The 17968-nt window shown below is 62.3% G+C and carries 17 protein-coding genes; 12 read left to right on the plus strand and 5 right to left on the minus strand.

All coding sequences use genetic code 11. The features are described from left to right. The first annotated feature begins 69 nt into the window (after nucleotides 1-69). Together KRX51_RS02000 and KRX51_RS02005 are read left to right on the plus strand one after the other, a co-directional pair. A complete protein-coding gene (locus KRX51_RS02000) occupies nucleotides 70-399 on the plus strand; it encodes a WXG100 family type VII secretion target (protein ID WP_370624978.1) in 330 nt (109 codons plus the stop codon). Between the two features lie 32 nt (nucleotides 400-431). Next, on the plus strand, nucleotides 432-722 hold the full coding sequence (locus KRX51_RS02005; RefSeq protein ID WP_218361279.1) for a WXG100 family type VII secretion target: 291 nt from the start codon (nucleotides 432-434) through the stop codon (nucleotides 720-722). 65 nt (nucleotides 723-787) lie between these two features. Here the strand turns inward: KRX51_RS02005 and KRX51_RS02010 are convergent, their stop codons facing one another. Then, on the minus strand, nucleotides 788-1141 hold the full coding sequence (locus tag KRX51_RS02010; protein ID WP_218361280.1) for a hypothetical protein: 354 nt from the start codon (nucleotides 1139-1141) through the stop codon (nucleotides 788-790). 556 nt (nucleotides 1142-1697) lie between these two features. Here KRX51_RS02010 and rplM point away from each other — a divergent pair. The 3 genes from rplM (at nucleotide 1698) to KRX51_RS02025 (ending at nucleotide 4738) form a co-directional block, all read left to right on the plus strand. Continuing rightward, the gene (gene rplM / locus KRX51_RS02015) at nucleotides 1698-2141 is read left to right on the plus strand and encodes a 50S ribosomal protein L13 (protein ID WP_218361281.1); all 444 of its coding nucleotides are present in this window, start codon (nucleotides 1698-1700) and stop codon (nucleotides 2139-2141) included. Beyond that, entirely contained in the window at nucleotides 2138-2704 is a 567-nt protein-coding gene (gene rpsI / locus KRX51_RS02020; protein WP_218361282.1) for a 30S ribosomal protein S9, read from the plus strand. The genes rplM and rpsI overlap by 4 nt, the downstream gene beginning before the upstream one ends. A gap of 150 nt (nucleotides 2705-2854) precedes the next feature. Beyond that, nucleotides 2855-4738, plus strand: coding sequence for an acyltransferase family protein (locus KRX51_RS02025; protein ID WP_218362222.1), 1884 nt, complete (start codon nucleotides 2855-2857; stop codon nucleotides 4736-4738). Here the strand turns inward: KRX51_RS02025 and KRX51_RS02030 are convergent. The 4 genes from KRX51_RS02030 to KRX51_RS02045 are packed head-to-tail and all read right to left on the minus strand — an operon-like array spanning nucleotide 4735 to nucleotide 9875. Continuing rightward, on the minus strand, nucleotides 4735-6417 hold the full coding sequence (locus KRX51_RS02030) for an ABC transporter ATP-binding protein (RefSeq protein WP_218361283.1): 1683 nt from the start codon (nucleotides 6415-6417) through the stop codon (nucleotides 4735-4737). The genes KRX51_RS02025 and KRX51_RS02030 overlap by 4 nt on opposite strands. Then, nucleotides 6414-7385: an ABC transporter permease gene (locus tag KRX51_RS02035; protein WP_218361284.1), complete on the minus strand. Its 972-nt coding sequence runs from the start codon at nucleotides 7383-7385 to the stop codon at nucleotides 6414-6416. Before KRX51_RS02035 ends, KRX51_RS02030 begins: the two co-directional genes overlap by 4 nt. Next, nucleotides 7378-8304, minus strand: a complete 927-nt coding sequence (locus KRX51_RS02040) for an ABC transporter permease (RefSeq protein WP_218361285.1) — start codon at nucleotides 8302-8304, stop codon at nucleotides 7378-7380. The genes KRX51_RS02035 and KRX51_RS02040 overlap by 8 nt, the downstream gene beginning before the upstream one ends. Nucleotides 8305-8309: 5 nt before the next feature. Continuing rightward, on the minus strand, nucleotides 8310-9875 hold the full coding sequence (locus KRX51_RS02045; RefSeq protein ID WP_255549345.1) for an ABC transporter substrate-binding protein: 1566 nt from the start codon (nucleotides 9873-9875) through the stop codon (nucleotides 8310-8312). Between the two features lie 309 nt (nucleotides 9876-10184). Here KRX51_RS02045 and glmM point away from each other — a divergent pair, with 309 nt between their 5' ends. The 7 genes from glmM to KRX51_RS02080 all read left to right on the plus strand — a co-directional run bounded on the left by glmM (nucleotide 10185) and on the right by KRX51_RS02080 (nucleotide 17933). Then, complete coding sequence (gene glmM, locus KRX51_RS02050; RefSeq protein WP_218361287.1) at nucleotides 10185-11528, plus strand: phosphoglucosamine mutase; 1344 nt, start codon at nucleotides 10185-10187, stop codon at nucleotides 11526-11528. A gap of 68 nt (nucleotides 11529-11596) precedes the next feature. Next, nucleotides 11597-12271 (plus strand): isopentenyl-diphosphate Delta-isomerase, encoded by a 675-nt coding sequence (gene idi / locus KRX51_RS02055; protein ID WP_218361288.1) that lies wholly within the window; start codon nucleotides 11597-11599, stop codon nucleotides 12269-12271. After that, nucleotides 12268-13269: a mevalonate kinase gene (gene mvk / locus KRX51_RS02060; protein ID WP_218361289.1), complete on the plus strand. Its 1002-nt coding sequence runs from the start codon at nucleotides 12268-12270 to the stop codon at nucleotides 13267-13269. Before idi ends, mvk begins: the two co-directional genes overlap by 4 nt. Then, nucleotides 13269-14279 (plus strand): diphosphomevalonate decarboxylase, encoded by a 1011-nt coding sequence (gene mvaD / locus KRX51_RS02065; RefSeq protein ID WP_218361290.1) that lies wholly within the window; start codon nucleotides 13269-13271, stop codon nucleotides 14277-14279. The genes mvk and mvaD overlap by 1 nt, the downstream gene beginning before the upstream one ends. Beyond that, a complete protein-coding gene (locus KRX51_RS02070) occupies nucleotides 14280-15431 on the plus strand; it encodes a phosphomevalonate kinase (RefSeq protein WP_218361291.1) in 1152 nt (383 codons plus the stop codon). 53 nt (nucleotides 15432-15484) lie between these two features. Beyond that, entirely contained in the window at nucleotides 15485-16543 is a 1059-nt protein-coding gene (locus KRX51_RS02075; protein ID WP_218361292.1) for a hydroxymethylglutaryl-CoA reductase, read from the plus strand. 190 nt (nucleotides 16544-16733) lie between these two features. Continuing rightward, a complete protein-coding gene (locus KRX51_RS02080; protein WP_218361293.1) occupies nucleotides 16734-17933 on the plus strand; it encodes a hydroxymethylglutaryl-CoA synthase in 1200 nt (399 codons plus the stop codon). Nucleotides 17934-17968 lie beyond the last annotated feature (35 nt).

Raw genomic sequence — 17968 nt, forward strand, 5'->3', positions numbered from 1 at the left:
GTGACAGCCCGGAAAAGCCGGCGCTGACACGAGCCCGGGGGCAGACTCCGGGAAGAAAGGGGGGAACGCGTGAGCAACGCAATCTTTGCCAGCGAAACCAGCACTATGGTCACCACCGCCGGGGCCGTCGACGGCGTCAACGCCGAGGTCCAGGGGGAACTTAACCGCCTGCGCGGCACTGTCGACGGTCTCGCCGGTCAGTGGCAGGGCCAAGCCAAGACCGCCTTCGATGACCTGATGGTGCGGTGGGATATGGCAGCCCAGCAGCTCTCCGGGGCATTGGGGGATATCTCAGAAACCATCCGGGCGAACTCACGGTCCTTCGACGCCGGTGAAGACGCCGGTGTTGCCGATGTCAATCAAGTCGCAGCCGGCGGGGCCGGTCTGCTCAACCTCTAAGCACCAGTCACAAAAATCGGGGGAGAATAATAATGTCTGACACCATCCGCTATAACTTCGGCGGCATTGCCGCTGGCGTCGACGATATCCGCGGCACCTCAGCCCGCATCCAGGGCCTGCTTGATGAACTCAAGGCCCGCATCCAGCCCATGGTGGCCACCTGGGAAGGCGAGTCCGCCACCGCCTACCAGGACGCCCAGCACCGCTGGGATACTGCAGCAGCTGAACTGAACCTGATCCTGGAATCCATCGCCCGCGTCGTCGGCGAGGGCAATGACCGCATGGCCGATATCAACCGCCAGGCCGCAGCAAGCTGGGCCTAGCGTTAGTGCTGAAGCGGCAGAGCGGTTTCACCGCTCTGCCGCTTTGTTGTGGGGCAGCTAGGTAATTAGTTCGACTGCGTGGCTGCTCGTGCGAGCGGCACCAGCGCTAAACCAACCAACGGGTACAGCAGTAACGATGGCGCAAAGATATAGGGCTCAGCCATGTGCTCGAGATACCAGTACACCAGATAAAAACCGGTGATGATGACAACTGGGAGTGCGAACAGGAAGTACTTGGTGGGTACTTTTCGCAGGACGACGTCGAACAGCGCCCCCAGTATCGCGCCAACACCTAGGTGCAGCGCGATCATGTGGAATACCGGCAGTGTCTCGTAGTCGACATCAGGCCATGGGATGAAGCTGATGACGGTAGCGATAACGCCAGCAATGAGTAGGGCCGTTGCGGGTTTTCTATCCATGCGCTCGGAGATGTCCTTCCTCGCTGTAGTTAGTAGAGAACGGCACGTAATTCCTGGCGTGGAAGGCAACTACGGCTTGTTAGCCGTTACGAGGCAGGTGAAACGGCGCGGATCTCATCGATGGGGATAGACCCTTGTGCACACCAGTCGCATCTCCTGCCTCAGTCGGCTGTCACACGCGCTTATAACAGCTTTATCATTCCTGTCGGTGTGTTCATAGCACTAACCATGTCGAGCGCAGGCGCCCGAAAAGTCCGCGTTTACCCCAGGGGCTGGGAATTGGTCGGGGGAGTTGGTGCAGTAGTCGTGAAGTGCGCCTCGGGACGGAAGCTATACGTAGCCCCGCGGTGGCGTGATTCCGTCTCTGTCGCTTCGTAGCCCAATCCGCCCAGACTTTGGTACATCCGGGCAGGCGGTGTACCTTGGTGGAGTTGCGTACAGGAAGCGATGGCCGGTACCGGTCATTGCGCACGCCTTTTCTCGGGTCTCCACCGGCCGCCGGGGTGAGGTTGGACTGTATGCCTGGCCGGCAGTACCTGCAAAAGAAGGAGTCAATGTGACTACTTTCCACCCCAAGGACGGTGACATCGAGCGCAAGTGGTACGTCATCGACGCCACTGATGTGCGCCTCGGCCGTCTGGCTACGCACGCCGCCTCTTTGCTGCGCGGTAAGCGCAAGCCCTACTTCGCCCCCAATGTTGACTGCGGTGACCACGTCATCATCATCAACGCCGATAAGGTCGACGTCCCGGCCTCCAAGCGCGCTAAGGAAATGCGCTACCGCCACTCCGGTTTCCCGGGTGGTCTGAAGTCCATGACCCTCGGTCGTTCCCTTGATGTTCACCCGCAGCGCGTCATCTTCGAAGCCATTGAAGGCATGATGCCGCACAATAAGCTGTCCCGTGCCTCCATCAAGAAGCTGCACATCTACACCGGTAGCGAGCACCCCTACGCCGGTCAGCAGCCCGAGAACTACGAGATCAAGGCGGTGTCCCAGTGACCAACCCCGAGAACAACGGCGCCGGCGCCGAAGAGAACACCGAGGCCACCTTCGATGACGTGCAGGCCGCTGCCGCCTCCGCCACCGAGGACCTGACCTCGACCATCGGCGATGTTGTCGCCGAGGAAGAGGCTCCCGCCGAGGAGTCCATCGCCCAGGTTCAGCCGGCCACCCTGGAAAACCCCATCCAGACCGTCGGTCGTCGTAAGCGCGCCGTCGCTCGCGTCATCCTGACCGCCGGCACCGGCAAGATCGAATGCAATGGTCGCGCCCTGGACGAATACTTCCCGTCCAAGCTGCACCAGCAGGAGATCAAGGACCCGCTGGTCCTGCTGGAGCGCGAGAACCAGTTCGACATCCGTGCTCGTATTCACGGCGGTGGCCCCTCCGGCCAGGCCGGCGCCCTGCGCCTGGCTATCGCCCGTGCTCTTAACGAGTACAACCCCGAGGAGCGCAGCCAGCTCAAGAAGGCCGGCTTCCTCACCCGCGACGCCCGCGCCGTCGAGCGCAAGAAGGCCGGTCTGCACAAGGCCCGTCGCGCACCGCAGTACTCGAAGCGTTAATCCTCGATTTACTGCGAAAACGCCCCGTCCACTTCATTGTGGATGGGGCGTTTTGGCCTTTCTAGGAGCCGCAGCTACAACAAATTCACACCGGTTCTATATTGAGGGAATCCCTGCCGAGCCCACCAAGAGGTACCCACTTTGGCTACATTGACGTCTGCGCAGACGACACCTACCGCAGCAGTCCGCCCTGGTCGCATTAGGCGCGTCCCAGCTATCGATGGACTGCGCGGACTCGCCGTCGCCGCCGTCGTGCTGTACCACTTCTTTGGTCGCCTACTGCCCGGCGGTTATCTCGGCGTCGATGTGTTTTTCGTGCTGTCCGGGTTCCTCATCACCTCACTGCTGGTGCGCGAACACGCCACCACCGGCCGCATTAACCTGGCCACCTTCTGGAAACGACGGGTGCGCCGCATCCTGCCAGCCGCAGCCTTCGTCCTTATTGTGGGTGTCATTGCGGCCCGGCTCGTCGGCGGTGACCCCGCAGTGGGCCTGGGGGCCCAGTTCTTCGGCTCACTATTCTTCGTCAACAACTGGACCCAGATCGCCCAATCTCAGTCCTATTTCGCTGACCAGGGTGTGCAAGTTTTCGCCCACTACTGGTCACTGGCGGTAGAAGAGCAGTTCTACATCATCTGGCCACTAGCCCTGATCGCGCTCTACGCCATTATCCGGCGCCGTGGGGCCAACCCAGACCGGGCACCTGTCGTATTCGCCGTGGTGCTTTCTGTGGCAGCTGCGCTATGGATGGCCTGGCTCCACATCCCCGGCGAAGACCCCACCCGCGTCTACTACGGCACCGATACGCATATCTTCGGCCTTGGTCTCGGCGCGGCCCTTGCTTTTGCGTTAACGACGCGGGCGCCATCGCCCATTGCGGACAGTTGGCCATTCGACCGCGGCCCAGCCCAAAACCAGGCCCTTGCAGCAGTAGTGGGCATCCTGGGGCTGCTCGGACTTATCGCCCTGTTTTTTGTGCTGCCAGACACCGCCACCATCACCTACCGGGGTGGCCTGTTCCTCGCGTCGGTATGCACCGCCGGTTTGTTGCTTGCCGTTGTTCGTGGTGCTGGCCCCACGGCTGGGTTATTCGCTCTCGCCCCGCTGCGCTGGTTGGGGGAGCGCTCATTCAGCCTCTACCTGTGGCACTGGCCGGTCATGGTGTTGGTCTCAGCGGTGCTGGTGCGCAGCCCGCTTCGTGATGTTCCGGCCCTTGCTGGTGTGGCATCGCTGGTGATCTCGCTGCCGCTGTCGGCATGGTCGTACCGGTGGATCGAAACCCCGATTCGTCGGCATGGCTACCGCGCTGTGCTGGCTCAGCTGTGTGCCGCGCGGCCCCAGATCCGGTTCGCCGTCCCCGCTGTTGCCACCCTTGCGGTGCTGGCCACCGGGGCGTCGATCCTGACTGCCCCGCAGCAGACCACGCTGGAACGCGACCTTGCCGCGGCGGCAGCACAACAACAAAACGCAGATAAGGCCGATGACCTTGCGGTCACCGAGGACCGGGAGTTCCCCGACGGCGACCAGATCACAGCCATCGGCGACTCGGTGATGTTGGCCAGTCTGGACGCGCTACAAACCGAGTTTCCTGGCATTTATGTTGACGGTGATGTCTCCCGGCACTGGGAATCAGTGCCTGCTATTGCCCAAGCAATGGAAGCCAACGGCACCCTAGACCCGTTTGTGGTGCTGGGTTTTGGCACCAATGGACCATCATCAGGGGCGTACGAGGGCTTGCTGGATGACATCATTGAGCAACTCGGCCCGGACCGGGTCATTGTGCTGGTGCTGCCCTATGGGGACCGGTGGTACATGCCTGAGGCTGAGGAGGAAATCCTCGCCGCCGGGAAGAAATACGACAATGTTTTTATCGCAGACTGGTGCCACGCCGCCAAAGCAGACGTGACCCGGCTGCGCGCAGACCTTGTCCACCCCACCCCACCGGGGGCGCTGGCCTATGTCGGGGCCATTCGCGACGCCCTTGACCAGTGGGTTGAGGGGGACTACACCGACCCGGGTGTGTGCGGGGTTTAACGACCCGGGTCGAACTCGGCACCAGGAATAGCATCCAGCAGCTTGCGGGTGTATTCCTGCTCCGGGGCGTCGAAGAGAGCGTCGGTCTCGCGGTGCTCGACGACCTTGCCGGCCTCCATCACAATGACCTCATCGGCGACCTGACGCACCACCGCCAGGTCGTGGGTGATGAACAGGTAGGCCAGGTCAAGCTCCTCCTGGAGTTCGGCCAGCAACTCCAACACCTGGGCCTGCACAATCACGTCCAGTGCAGACACCGCCTCATCACACACCACAACCTCGGGGTTGAGGGCCAAGGCGCGGGCGATAGCCACACGCTGGCGCTGGCCGCCAGATAGTTCCACCGGGAACCGGCGGGCCATTGCCTTCGGCAGCGCCACTCGGTCGAGCATCTCGGCGACCCGTTCGGCGCGTTCCTTACGGTTACCGACACCGTGAATCTTCAGCGGTTCTTCGATCGCAGCGTGGACTGAGCGCATCGGGTCCAGCGTCGCGTACGGGTTCTGGAAGATCGGCTGAATCCGGCGGCGCAGTTCCAGTTCCTGCTTGCGGTTGCGGCCGTGGACCGGTTCGCCGTCGAAAAGCACTTCACCGGCGGTCGGCTCAAGCAGGCCAAGGGCCATATTGGCCACCGTGGATTTACCGGAACCGGACTCGCCGACGATGCCGATGGTGCGGCCCTGGCGCAGTGTGAAGCTCACGCCATCAACGGCGACGAACGTGTCCTTGCGCCACGGCTTATCGCCCGGCACGGAGAACTCGCGGCGCAGGTCCTTGGCCACCACCATCTTGGCGCATTCTTCATCCGGCCGGGTCGGGGTGCTCACCACCCGGTCGCCACGTCGGGCCGCCAAGGACGGCGCGGCCGCAATGAGGCGTTTGGTGTAGGGGTGCCGTGGGTCGTAGAGGATGTCGGCGGCAGGGCCGGATTCGACGATGCGGCCACGTTCCATGACGACCAGGCGGTCGGCACGGTCGGCAGCTAAACCAAGGTCGTGGGTAATCAGCACCACAGAGGTGCCCAGTTCCTTGGTGAGGCCACTGAGGTGGTCCAGGATGCGCTTAGCGACGGTGACGTCGAGCGCGGAGGTGGGCTCATCGGCGATCAGCAACTTCGGGCGGGCAGCCAGGCCCATCGCGATCAGTGCACGCTGGCGCATACCGCCGGAGAACTGGTGCGGGTACTGGCCTTCGCGGCTTTTCGCGTCTTCCAGGCCTGCCTGCTCGAGCAGTTCGACGGCCTTGTCGTGGGCGGCGGAGCCGCTGGCGATGTTATTGGCCCGCAGGGACTCGCGGACCTGGGCGCCGATGGTCCACACCGGGTTGAGGTTGGTCATCGGGTCCTGGGGGACCAGGCCGATGCCGTTGCCGCGAATATTTTGGAATTCGCGTTCGCTGGCGTGGGTGATGTCTGAACCATCGAAGCGGATGGTGCCGCTGGTCACAGCGCCACCTGGCGGCAGTAGGCCCATTGCCGCGGAAACGATGGTGGACTTACCGGAACCGGACTCGCCGACGATGGCAACCGTTTCCCCGGGGTAGACCTCAAGGTCTGCGTGGCTGACCACTTCGGTGGCTGGTTTGCCGCGCTCACCGGGGAAGGCGATGCTGACATCGCGCATGCTCAGCAGCGGCTCATTGGTGTCGGTGGCTGATTGTGTGCTGAGTGGCACGCTCATCGACGACGCTCCTTCGGGTCGAGGGAATCCTTCAGGGCGTCACCCATCAGGATGAATCCCAACACGGTTAATGCCAGCGCTGCTGCCGGCCAGAACAGGTTGTGCGGGGCTTGTCGCAGCACCTGCTGCGCCACGGAGATGTCATTGCCCCACGAAACAGTGGTTGGGGGCAGGCCGATACCCAGGTACGACAGGGTGGCTTCGGCGACGATGTAGATGCCTAGCGACGTGGTGGCCATAACAATGACCGGGGCTAAGCAGTTGGGCAGTACGTGCTTGACCAGGATGCCGAATTGGCTGAGCCCCAAGGCGCGGGAGGCAGTGACGTACTCCTCGTTCTTCACGCTCATAACCGCGCCGCGCACCACGCGCGCCATCTGCGGCCAACCGAAGGCCGCTAGCACGAGCACCACCGAACCGGTCGTGCGGTCGGTGAACAGCTGCATCAGCACAATGCCGGCCAGGATCAGCGGGATGGCGAAGAATACGTCGGTAATGCGGGACAGGATGGTGTCGAACCAGCCGCCGAGGAACCCGGCTATAGAACCGATAATCACACCGAACAGGGTCACCAATAAGGTGACGCCGATGCCGGTAATCACCGAAGCGCGGGCGCCGTAGATTACTCGGGAATAGACGTCATAACCCTGCTGGGTGAAGCCCATCGGGTGCCCGGGGCTAGCCGGGTCCAGGGAGCGCACCAGGTCCGCTTCTGTGGGGTCGGTGCTGGTGAACAAGCCGGGGAAGGCGGCGACGAGGACCACGAGCACAATGATGGCCGCCGAGACCCAGAACAGTGGGCGTCGTCGCAGGTCACGCCATGCACTGCGCCACAGGCCGGCTGGGGGTGCGTCTTCTGGCATGGCCTGGCCGGCGCGTTCTGCCGCGATGGCGTTGTCGCGGTCATCAATCGGGGCGACGTAGCGGCCCGTGCGGGGATAAGCGTTTCCAGTGGTGTTATCAGGCATAGCGAATCCTCGGGTCAAGAGCGGCGTAGAGCAGGTCAATAATCAGGTTGGCCAGCATGTACAAAATCACCAGGATGGTCACCACGCTGACCACAGTGGGGGCTTCACCAATCTGAACGGCATGGAAGACCAGGCCACCAATACCGGGAATATTGAAGATGCCCTCGGTCACGATGGCGCCGCCCATCAGTGCGGCCAGGTCGGCACCAATGAAGGTGACAACCGGGATGAGGGAGTTACGCAGGATGTGCTTTGTGGTGACCTCGCCGGCGGGCATTCCCTTAGCGCGGGCGGTGCGCACAAAATCCGCGTGGCGAGCCGTGGCAACCTCAGAGCGGGTCAGTCGCAGCACGTAGGCGACCGACACCAAGCCCAGCACGAAGGCCGGCAGGATGAGCTTGGCCACGGTGGCGTCACCGCCGACGGTGGGGGAGACCAGTTCCCAGCGCACACCGAACAGGTAGCGGGCAACGAAGCCCAGCACGAAGGTCGGGGTGGCGATAACCAGCAGGGAGACCACCAGGACGGTGGAGTCGAAGAAGCCGCCCTTGCGCATACCGGCGACAACACCGATACCGATGCCGAGCACGGTTTCAATAATGATCGCCATAATCGCCAGCTTGAATGTCACTGGGAAGGCCAGCGCAATCTCTTCGGAGACCGGGCGGCCCGAGAACGTGTTACCAAGATCGAGGGTGAACACGCCCTTCAGGTACTCCAAGTACTGGGTGAAGAACGGGTCGTCGAGGTGATATTGCGCCCGAAGGGCCGCGACCTGTTCTGGCGGCAGGGGTTTATCGCCTGCCAAGGCGGCGATGGGGTCTCCGGGCATGGCGAAGACCATCGCATAGATGAGGAGGGTGGCACCGAAGAAAACCGGCACCATCTGCATTATTCGTCGTCCGATGTACCACAGCATGAGGCCTAGTCCTTCGTGATCTTTTGGTAGGAGGGGTAGCCATCCCACCTGATTTCCACGCCACCGACTTCCGGGTTCCACGCCGTTGAGGCGTTGGGGTACCACAGCGGGATGGCGGGCAGGTCGCGCATCAAAATGGCCTGGGCTTGGCGGTAGATCTCGGCCGCTTCCTTCTCATTAGGTGCCGCGGCGGCGTCCTGCAGCAGCTGGTCGAACTCCTCGTTTTGGTAGTTGCCGTCATTGGAGGCCCCATTGCTGGAATACAGCGGGTCGAGGAAGTTGTTCACACTGGGCCAGTCACCCAACCAGCCGGAACGGAATGCGGTGGTGATGGTTTCGTTGGTGACCTCGTCGCGCAGTTGCTTGAAGGTCGGGTAGGCCTTGCCGTGTGACTCAATACCCAGGGTGGCGCCGATCATATTGGTCACTGCCTCCACCCAGGTCTGGTGCCCACCATCGGCGTTGTACGCGATGATGAAGTCGCCTTCCCACGGCGCGATCTCATTAGCCTGCTCCCAGAGCTCTTTGGCGCGCTTGGGGTTATAGGTCAGGACTTCTTTGCCCGGGATGTCCGTTTCCACATCGCCCAGCGTCAGGGCCGTGAACTCCACTGCCGGGGTGCGGGTACCGAAGAAGATCTTTTCGGTAATGAGGTCACGGTCGAAGGACTGTGAAATGGCGGCGCGGCGGAGACGGCCTTCTTCACCACTGAAGTGCGGCAACCATTCCGGGATGATGAATGCCTGGTTAGAGGCGGTCGGGTCGTTCTGGGACGACTCTGGGAAGTCCGTCTGGAAGCTGGCCAGTGCGTTGGGGGACACCGTGTTGCCGATGGTGTCGAGACGGCCCGAAAGCAGGTCCGCATAGGCGGTATCCAGGTCTGAGTAGAACTGGAACTTCACCCCGTTGTTCTGAGCCTTTACTTCACCGGCGTAGTCGTCGTTACGGGTCACGGTGAGCGAGTTGTTGTGCAGCCACGCCTTGCCGTCGATCAGCTTGTACGGGCCATTGCCAATGGGGTGTTCGCCGAAAGCCTCGATGTCCTCAAAGGCCACCTTAGGCAGCGGCATGTAGGTGGAATGGCCCAGCCGGAGTGGGAAGGTTGACTCGGGCCGGGAGAGCTGGACGACGAATTCGCGGTCATTGATGACCTTCAGGCCCGACATGGTCGAGTCTGTGGCGTCAACAGCCGAAACCTCGTCGAAGCCCTTAATGATGTCGAAGAAGGACTGCTGGAACTGGGCATTGGGCCCGTAGGCGCCGAAATTCCACGCGTCGACGTAGCTCTGCGCGGTGACCGGCTCACCATTGGTGAACGTCCAGCCCGGCTTGAGCTTGATGCGGAATTCGGTGGAGTCGTCATTGGCTTCAATGGACTCTGCGTGATCATTGACGATTTCGCCATCGGCCTTATAACGAACCAAGCCGGAGTAGAGCGTCTTGAGGATTTCGCCACCACCAGTTTCGTTGGTGTTGGTGGTCACCAGCGGGTTTTGTGGTTCGGAGCCGTAAGCGACGATAACGCCCTCAGCGACATTTTGTTGGTTTGTCGAGCAAGCGGTCAGCGCCATTGCTGGTAGCAAAACAGCGCATATAGCTGCGAGAATGCGCCGGGATGTGTGGCGCGTTCGCCGCGTGCGGTGAGCCAGAGAATCCGCCATGCTGGGTCCCCCTTAGCGGGCTAGGAGCGTAAGAAACTTCTCAACACTCTATAAAAGTCGCTCGTGAGGGTTATCACCAGATCCTTGATTTGTGGCCTGGGACACATCAATGGTGAATTGCTCTAACCCGATAGTGCGAAGAGTGCCCGCAGCAGTGGCACAATAGATCCTTAAATTAGCAATGAATGGCACTACCTGCCCTAGGAGGCGCAGCCACTGATGGCCCGTTTATTCGGAACTGATGGTGTTCGCGGTCTGGCGAACCGGACCCTCACCGCACCGCTGGCAATGCGCTTGGGTGCTGCCGCTGCGACGGTGCTCACCCGCGGTTCCAGCCCGTCCCAACGCCGCCCGCTTGCCGTGGTCGGCCGCGACCCGCGCGTGTCCGGAGAGATGTTGGCCGCAGCACTGTCTGCAGGCCTGGCCGCAAAGGGCGTCGACGTGCTGCGCGTCGGCGTGCTGCCCACCCCGGCGGTGGCTTTCCTTACCGACGATTACGGCGCCGAACTCGGGGTGATGGTCTCGGCTTCGCATAACCCAATGCCCGATAACGGCATTAAGTTCTTCTCTGCCGGCGGCACCAAGCTCGATGACGCGGTAGAGAAAGAGATCGAGCTTGAGCTGGACAATCTTGATGAAACCGGCCCGACCGGCACCGGCGTTGGCCGCATTATTGAGGAAGCTCCCGACGGCCTGGACCGCTACCTATTCCACCTATCCCGGGCTGTGCCCCGCAAGCTCGACGGCATCCGGGTAGTTGTTGACTGCGCCAACGGTGCCGCCTCCGAGGCCGCCCCAATGGCGTACGCGGCCGCCGGTGCCGATGTGATCGCCATCCACAATCATCCCAACGCCTACAACATCAATGACGGCTGCGGCTCCACCCATATCGACGTGCTGCAGCAGGCCGTTCTGGAACACGGCGCGGACCTGGGCCTGGCCCACGATGGTGATGCGGACCGCTGCCTGGCAGTCGATAGCTCCGGTGCCATCATCGACGGCGACCAGATCATGGCGATCCTGGCGGTGGCGATGAAGGAAGAGGGCTTGCTGCATCACAACACTCTCGTGGCCACTGTGATGTCTAACCTTGGCCTGAAGCTGGCGATGGACGCCCACGACATCAAACTGCGCACCACCAAGGTTGGTGACCGCTATGTGCTAGCTGACCTTGCCGCCGGTGGCTACTCCCTGGGCGGCGAGCAGTCTGGCCATGTTGTGATCCCCGACTTCGCCACCACTGGTGATGGCACTTTGACCGGCCTGAACCTGATGGCCCGGATGGCAGTGACCGGCAATAGTCTCGCCGAGCTGGCCTCTGTGATGAATGTGCTGCCACAGACCCTGATTAACGTGCCGGTTTCTGATAAGACGACCATCACGTCGAACCCTGATGTGACCAGTGCTATCGCTGAAGCTGAGCAGGAACTCGGCGATACTGGTCGGGTGCTGCTGCGCCCGTCGGGCACTGAGGAGCTTTTCCGCGTCATGGTTGAGGCCGCCGATGCGGAGACCGCCCGGCGTATTGCGGGCCGCCTGGCTGCGGTGGTCGCCTCGGCGTGATTGCCGGTTCCGTAAACTAAGGGCCGACAGAAGCCCCACCGTCCCGTTTTGTGCAGTAGAGGTGCCAGATGCCGGATTCCCCTGATTTTCAACAGCGCTTCGCCCCCGGCGAAGCCGATATTCAGGTTGAAACAGTCGACCGCGACGGCAATGTGAAAGGCACCATCAGCAAACTGCAGGCACATATGCCGCCCGGCATCCTGCACCGCGCGTTCTCCCTGTTCCTTTTCGATAAGCAGGGGCGAATGTTGCTGCAGCGACGTGCGAAGGAGAAGTACCATTCGCCGTTGCTGCTGACGAACTCCACCTGTTCGCACCCGCGGCCTGGGGAGCCGGTGGTGGATTCGGTGCGTCGTCGCGCCAAGGAGGAACTTGGTTGCGCTGTCAGCGACCTCGCCGAATTGGGCATTGTGATCTACCAGGTCCACGATGATCGAACAGGCCTCAGCGAGCACGAGTACAACCACGTCTACGCCGGTTATGTTGACGTCGACACGCTTGACCCGGACCCGGCTGAGGTCGATGAGATTGTCTTCGCCGACCCGGAAGAACTGGCCCGGTTGCGCGCCGCGGAACCGTTTACGCGCTGGTTCAATCACGTCTGGGCGATCGGTTCGGAAAAATTCGCCCGCTACGGGTTCGATATCTCCGGTGTTGATGGCATTGATGGGCCCGAGGAAGCAGTCGTCGCCGCCCGCCGTGCTGATGTGAAGTCTCCGTCCCAGTCCGGTGGTGCCCAGTGACTACTGTCGAACCCCCCGTGCATGGCGATACCGCCGATGACTGTACGACGGATTGCAGTCACGCCGTCGGTGAAGCCCACGCCAAGGCCATCCTCATCGGTGAGCATTCCGTGGTGTACGGGCACCCGGCCATTGCGGTGCCGGTGACCTCACTGCGCACTGTGGCGTATGCCGATGCCGAGGAAGGCCCCATCCGTTTCGGTATCGACGGCTCGATTATTGATATTGATGAGCTGCCCAGCCGAATTGCGCCTATTGGTGAGGCCGCCCGGCTGGCATTGCGCGCCTGCCGGCTGCCCGAATCCGATGTGCTGATCCGGATTCGCACTGGCATTCCCACCTCTGCTGGCCTTGGCGGTTCCGCCGCCGTCGCCCACGCGGTTGTGGAGGCGGTGCGTTCTTTCGCCGGTGTTGAGCTCACTGAGCAGGAGCGTTTTGAGCTGGTCCAGGGCGCGGAGCGGATTGCGCACGGCAACCCCTCGGGCCTTGATGCCACTGCCACACGGTCGCTGACCCCGGTGCATTTCCAGCAAGGCACGACACGCCCGCTGCAGTTGGGGGCGCGCATGTGGGTGGTGTTGGGCGACACCGGTGTGCGGGGTTCAACTTCTGATGCGGTGGCGCGGGTGCGTGGTTTTGTGGATTCGCGTGGCGCGCGCGGCACCGAGCTGATGGACACTTTGGGGGCGTTAACTGCCCAGGCCGAACAGTTGCTTGCCGACGGTGATATCGCCGCGCTTGGCGCTGTGTTGGATAAGGCCCAGACCATCCTGGATGAGCTTGGTGTGGGCCATGAGGCGGTCACCGATTTGGTCGCCGCGGCGCGGGCAGCAGGGGCAGTGGGTGCAAAACTTACTGGTGCTGGCTGCGGGGGTTGCGTGTTGGCTCTTGCTGATTCGGTGGAACAGGCCCGAGAGATCCGCAGTGCCATGACTGATGCCAACGCGGTGGCCTGCTGGATTATGGAAGTCGCCCCTACTAGCGAGGACAATGTGTGATGAGTCGCCTGGATCTGGCCCCGGCCACTGCCACCGCGCACCCTAATATTGCGCTGATTAAGTACTGGGGAAAACGCGATGAGGCTAATCAGCTTCCCGCCACCGGGAGTTTGTCGCTGACTTTGGGTATTGCGCCGACGCGCACCACGGTCACCCCGGATTCTTCCCTTGAGACCGATACCACCATCCTTGGTGGGGAACAGATGTCGGCGAAGGAGTCCGGCCGGGTGCAGAAATTCCTGCAGCTGGTTCGCGAGCGTGCTGCGGCACGTCATGGCATTGCCGCCGCCGAGTTGCCGCACGCTGTGGTGGACAGTGTTAATGAGATTCCCACCGGCGCTGGTCTTGCCTCTTCGGCTTCTGGTTTTGCTGCCCTCGCGGTTGCTGCCGCCCGCGCCTACGGCATGGACCTGACTGAACGGGAACTGTCTGCGCTGGCCCGGCGTGGTTCTGGCTCTGCTTGCCGCTCTATTTTCGGCGGGCTTGTTGAGTGGCTGCCCGGCGATGATGATGCGTCCTCCTACGCCCAGCCGCTAACGGATTCTGATGTGGATGTGGCGCTGGTCATGGCGGTGCTGAAGCCGGGCCGTAAGAAGATCGGTTCCCGTGAGGCGATGCGACGCACCCGCGAGACCGCCCCGTCGTACCCCGCCTGGGTGGAATCAGTGCCACATGAGCTTGAGCAAATGAAGCAGGCCATCGCTGATGCTGATGTGACGCGCATTGGGGAGCTTGCCGAGTCGAATGCGCTGCGTATGCATGCGACGATGCTGGCGGCGGTGCCGCCGGTGCGCTATTTCACCCCGGAGACCATCGCCGCGCTTGACCTGGTGGAAAAGCTGCGCGAGGAAGGAACCGAGGGCTACGCCACCATGGATGCTGGGCCGAATGTGAAGGTGCTGTGCCGCCCCGCCGATGCTGAGACCATCGCCGAGCGTGTGCGCGCCGAGTTCTCCGGTATTGATGTGTTGGTTTCCGGGTCCGGCCCGGGCGCGCGCCTGGTGTCGTAAATGACCGGCCCTGCAGACGCCCCGACGGGTTGGCCGACTGCGCCTGCCGACGCTGCTGGTTTCGGTGCCGGCTGCGGCAAGCTCTACCTCACTGGCGAGTATGCGGTGATGCGCCCCGGTGTGCCCGCAGTCATCGCCGGTATCGACCGTTTTGTCACCGCTACCGCCCGCCAAACCGATTCGCCCCACCAGGCGAGGGTGTATTCCGCCCAATTCGACGCGGCTGGGCGCAGCTACACAGTCCACGATGGTCGGGTCGACACAGCCGGTTGGCCGACAGGCGATATTGTGGCCGCCGCTGTGCGCATGGGTTTTGAGCTGGTTGCCCACCGCGTCGGCAAGCAGGAGTGCCGCGCCGTGGATATTCAGATCGAGTCCGGTCTTGATGATGCCGCGACGGGTCGCAAATATGGCCTGGGCTCTTCGGGGGCGGTCACCGTGGCCGTGATCCAGGCGATCACCTCTGCTGCGCAGGTGCAGCTCAGTGCGCTGGAATTATTCCAAGCCGCCGCTATTGCCACTGCGCGCACCCGGGCTTTGGGCAGTGCGGGCGATATTGCGTGCAGTGCCGCCGGGGCAGTGGTGCGCTACGCCCGCATTAGCGACGCCGACCTGGCCGGTTATGCCGAGGCCGGTGCTGCCAGCGTCGGCACGCACTGGGATGGGCTGGTGCTGGACAACACGTGTTGGCCCGCAGAACTTGAGCTGCTCATTGGGTGGACAGGCAGCCCCATGAAAACTGATGCGCAGCTGGCCAAAGCCCGGGCGGCCACCCCGTCGGCGCAGGCAGTGGAGGATTTTCATGCCGGCTCGGCGCAGGTGAGCCAGCAGGTATGGCAGGGGCTTGCCGACGCTGAGCTCGACGTGGTGCGCACCGCTATGGCGCAGGCGCGGCAGCTGTTGGCCGACTACGCCCACCAACGCGGACTGACGATTGAGACCCAACGGCTGGCAGCTTTGGCCGATATCGCGACCGAGCACGGGTATGCCGCGAAAAGCTCCGGGGCTGGCGGTGGCGACTGCGGAATCGCCATTGGTGCTGCCGCACGCCATAATCCGCAGGCCCGTCGCCAGCACGATGAGGTGCAATCCGCCTGGGCTGAGCAGCGCATTATTGCCCTGGATGCTGGCGTGTGCCCGCCTCGGGGCTGAGCAACACTAAACTCGGGCCCAAAGACATCCCCGTTTTTCTGAGGAGCCCCACCATGAGCACCCCCACCCCAGAGCAGGAATATGCCGCGGTCCCACTGAGCTGGGTGGGGCCGGTGCGGATCAGCGGCAACGTCATGGAAGACGAACTGAAGTTGCCGATGGCCACCTACGAAACCCCGCTGTGGCCCTCCTGTGGTCGCGGGGCGAAGGTCTCCCGAATGATTGAGGGCGGCATTACCTGCACTCTCGTTGATGAGCGGATGACTCGCTCGGTGCTGTTCACCTTGGATAGTGCTGCGACCGCGGTGGTGGTGCGGGATAAGGTGCTTGCCGATATGGGTGCGCTGCAGCAGGTCGTGGGGGCGTCCAGCCGTTTCGCCAAGCTCATCAATATCAATACTGAGGTCGCCGGGCGCCTGTTGGTGATGCGTTTCGAGTTCACCTCCGGTGATGCCTCCGGGCACAATATGGCCACCCTGGCCGCCGAGAACCTCATGAGCTACCTCATGGACACCTACCCGGAGTTGGGATACGGCTCCATTTCGGCGAATTACTGCACTGATAAGAAGGTCTCCGCGGTCAACGGGGTGCTCGGGCGCGGGAAGAATATCGTCGCCGAGGCCATCATCCCCGAGCAGGTGGTGCAGGAACGGTTGCGTACCGACGCCAAGCGCTTAGTGGAACTCAACGAACGCAAGAACCTTATTGGTTCCATTCTGGCTGGTTCATTGCGTTCGGCGAATGCGCACTACGCGAATATGCTGCTGGGCTTCTACCTGGCCACCGGCCAGGATGCGGCCAATATTGTGGAAGGCTCCCAGGGCATCACCCAGGTCGAAGATGTCGATGGTGCGGTGCGGTTTTCCTGCACGCTGCCCAACCTCATTGTCGGCAGTGTCGGCAACGGCAAGGGCCTGGATTTTGTGGAGAATAATCTGCGCCGGATCGGCTGCAAGGATGACCGCGATCCTGGCGATAATGCCCGTCGTCTTGCTGCGTGCTGCGCTGCCATTGTGTGGTGTGGTGAGCTGTCGTTGTTGGCCGCCCAGACCAACCCGGGTGAGTTGATGTCCACCCATGTGAGCATCGAACGCGCCCAGCAGGCGAAATAAGGCCGATAATGCCGCCGAGAGTGCCGCCCAGGCAGTGAATCTGGCGGAAAGTATGGCGTTGCGCCGCCAGGGCTGCCATGGTGTGGCGCATACCAAAATTCAGACCGCCGCTGACTCGGCGGTAGAGTCGACGTAGTGCTAAACCTGCCGGAACACCCCACCGGCCGGCGCGTTGAGATTGGAAGAGGATATGACGAACTCCACCGAGGTTCAGGCCGTGCCGGTCGGCATCGATGACATTTCCTTCGCCACCGGTTCGTACCGGGTCGACCTGGCCGATATCGCCCCGCGCCTTGGGGCCGAGCCCGCCAAGTACCACAAGGGCCTGGGCCAGGAGCAAATGTCTGTTGTCGGCGCCGATGAGGATCCGGTGACTATGGCTGCTGCCGCGGCTGCCCCGCTCATTGAGCGCCACGGCGCCGAGGGCATCCGCACCCTGATGTTCGCCACCGAGACCGGTATTGACCAGTCCAAGTCCGCTGGTGTCTATGTGCACGAACTGCTTGGCTTGCCGCCGGCGGTGCGCACTGTGGAACTCAAGCAGGCCTGCTACTCGGCTACGGCTGCTTTGCAGTTCGCTGCGGCACTGGTGACCCGCAACCCTAAGGAGCGGGTGCTTGTGGTGGCCTCTGATATCGCTCGCTACGACTTGGATTCCGCCGCCGAGCCCACCCAGGGCGCTGGTGCGGTGGCATTTATTGTCTCTGCTAACCCGCGCATTCTGCGTCTGGATGCCGCCAATGGTGTGCATACCGACGATGTGATGGACTTCTGGCGCCCCAACTACCGCTCCCAGGCGCTGGTTGAAGGCAAGCTGTCGATTAGCGCCTATATTGATGCCGTCGCCGGTGCTTATGAGGATTACCGCGACCACGATGGTGCTGCCTTTAGCGATATTGACTACTTCTGTTATCACCAGCCGTTTACCAAGATGGCTTCCAAGGCGCATCTGATGCTGGCGGAGCGGTTCGGCGTGGATATGGATAAGCCGCGCGCTGAGGAAATTATTGCCCCCACCACCGGCTACAACCGCCGTGTTGGTAATTCCTACACCGCCTCCACGTACTTCGGTTTGCTGTCCTTGCTCGACACCGTGCCGGATCTGGCTGGGCGTAGGGTGGCCCTGGCTTCCTATGGTTCTGGTTGTGTCGCCGAGTTCCTCACCGGCGTTGTCGTCGATGGGTATGAGCAGTTCCTGCGCACTGAGCAGCACGAGAAGATCCTTGCTGACCGGGTACAGCTTGATGACCCGACCTATTACGCACTGCAGCAGCGCACTATCGACGATCCCGGTAACTACGCCAACTCCGGCGAGGGCCTGCTAGAAGGCACCGGGCCGTTTGCCTGGACCGGTGTGGAGGGCCACCGCCGTAGGTACTCCCGCCGCTGATATACCCCTTTACACGCGGTACCCCCTGTTTTTAC

It is taken from the genome of Corynebacterium sp. TAE3-ERU12 (assembly GCF_019209905.1).
Lineage (GTDB): Bacteria > Actinomycetota > Actinomycetes > Mycobacteriales > Mycobacteriaceae > Corynebacterium.

What these genes read in the sequence shown, in the direction of transcription:
- KRX51_RS02005 (WP_218361279.1), top strand. Translation starts at nt 432, where the DNA reads ATGTCTGACACCATCCGCTATAACTTCGGCGGCATTGCCGCTGGCGTC.
- KRX51_RS02010 (WP_218361280.1), bottom strand. Translation starts at nt 1,141, where the DNA reads ATGGATAGAAAACCCGCAACGGCCCTACTCATTGCTGGCGTTATCGCT.
- KRX51_RS02030 (WP_218361283.1), bottom strand. Translation starts at nt 6,417, where the DNA reads ATGAGCGTGCCACTCAGCACACAATCAGCCACCGACACCAATGAGCCG.
- KRX51_RS02035 (WP_218361284.1), bottom strand. Translation starts at nt 7,385, where the DNA reads ATGCCTGATAACACCACTGGAAACGCTTATCCCCGCACGGGCCGCTAC.
- KRX51_RS02040 (WP_218361285.1), bottom strand. Translation starts at nt 8,304, where the DNA reads ATGCTGTGGTACATCGGACGACGAATAATGCAGATGGTGCCGGTTTTC.
- KRX51_RS02045 (WP_255549345.1), bottom strand. Translation starts at nt 9,875, where the DNA reads ATGGCGCTGACCGCTTGCTCGACAAACCAACAAAATGTCGCTGAGGGC.
- glmM (WP_218361287.1), top strand. Translation starts at nt 10,185, where the DNA reads ATGGCCCGTTTATTCGGAACTGATGGTGTTCGCGGTCTGGCGAACCGG.
- idi (WP_218361288.1), top strand. Translation starts at nt 11,597, where the DNA reads ATGCCGGATTCCCCTGATTTTCAACAGCGCTTCGCCCCCGGCGAAGCC.
- mvaD (WP_218361290.1), top strand. Translation starts at nt 13,269, where the DNA reads ATGAGTCGCCTGGATCTGGCCCCGGCCACTGCCACCGCGCACCCTAAT.
- KRX51_RS02070 (WP_218361291.1), top strand. Translation starts at nt 14,280, where the DNA reads ATGACCGGCCCTGCAGACGCCCCGACGGGTTGGCCGACTGCGCCTGCC.
- KRX51_RS02075 (WP_218361292.1), top strand. Translation starts at nt 15,485, where the DNA reads ATGAGCACCCCCACCCCAGAGCAGGAATATGCCGCGGTCCCACTGAGC.
- KRX51_RS02080 (WP_218361293.1), top strand. Translation starts at nt 16,734, where the DNA reads ATGACGAACTCCACCGAGGTTCAGGCCGTGCCGGTCGGCATCGATGAC.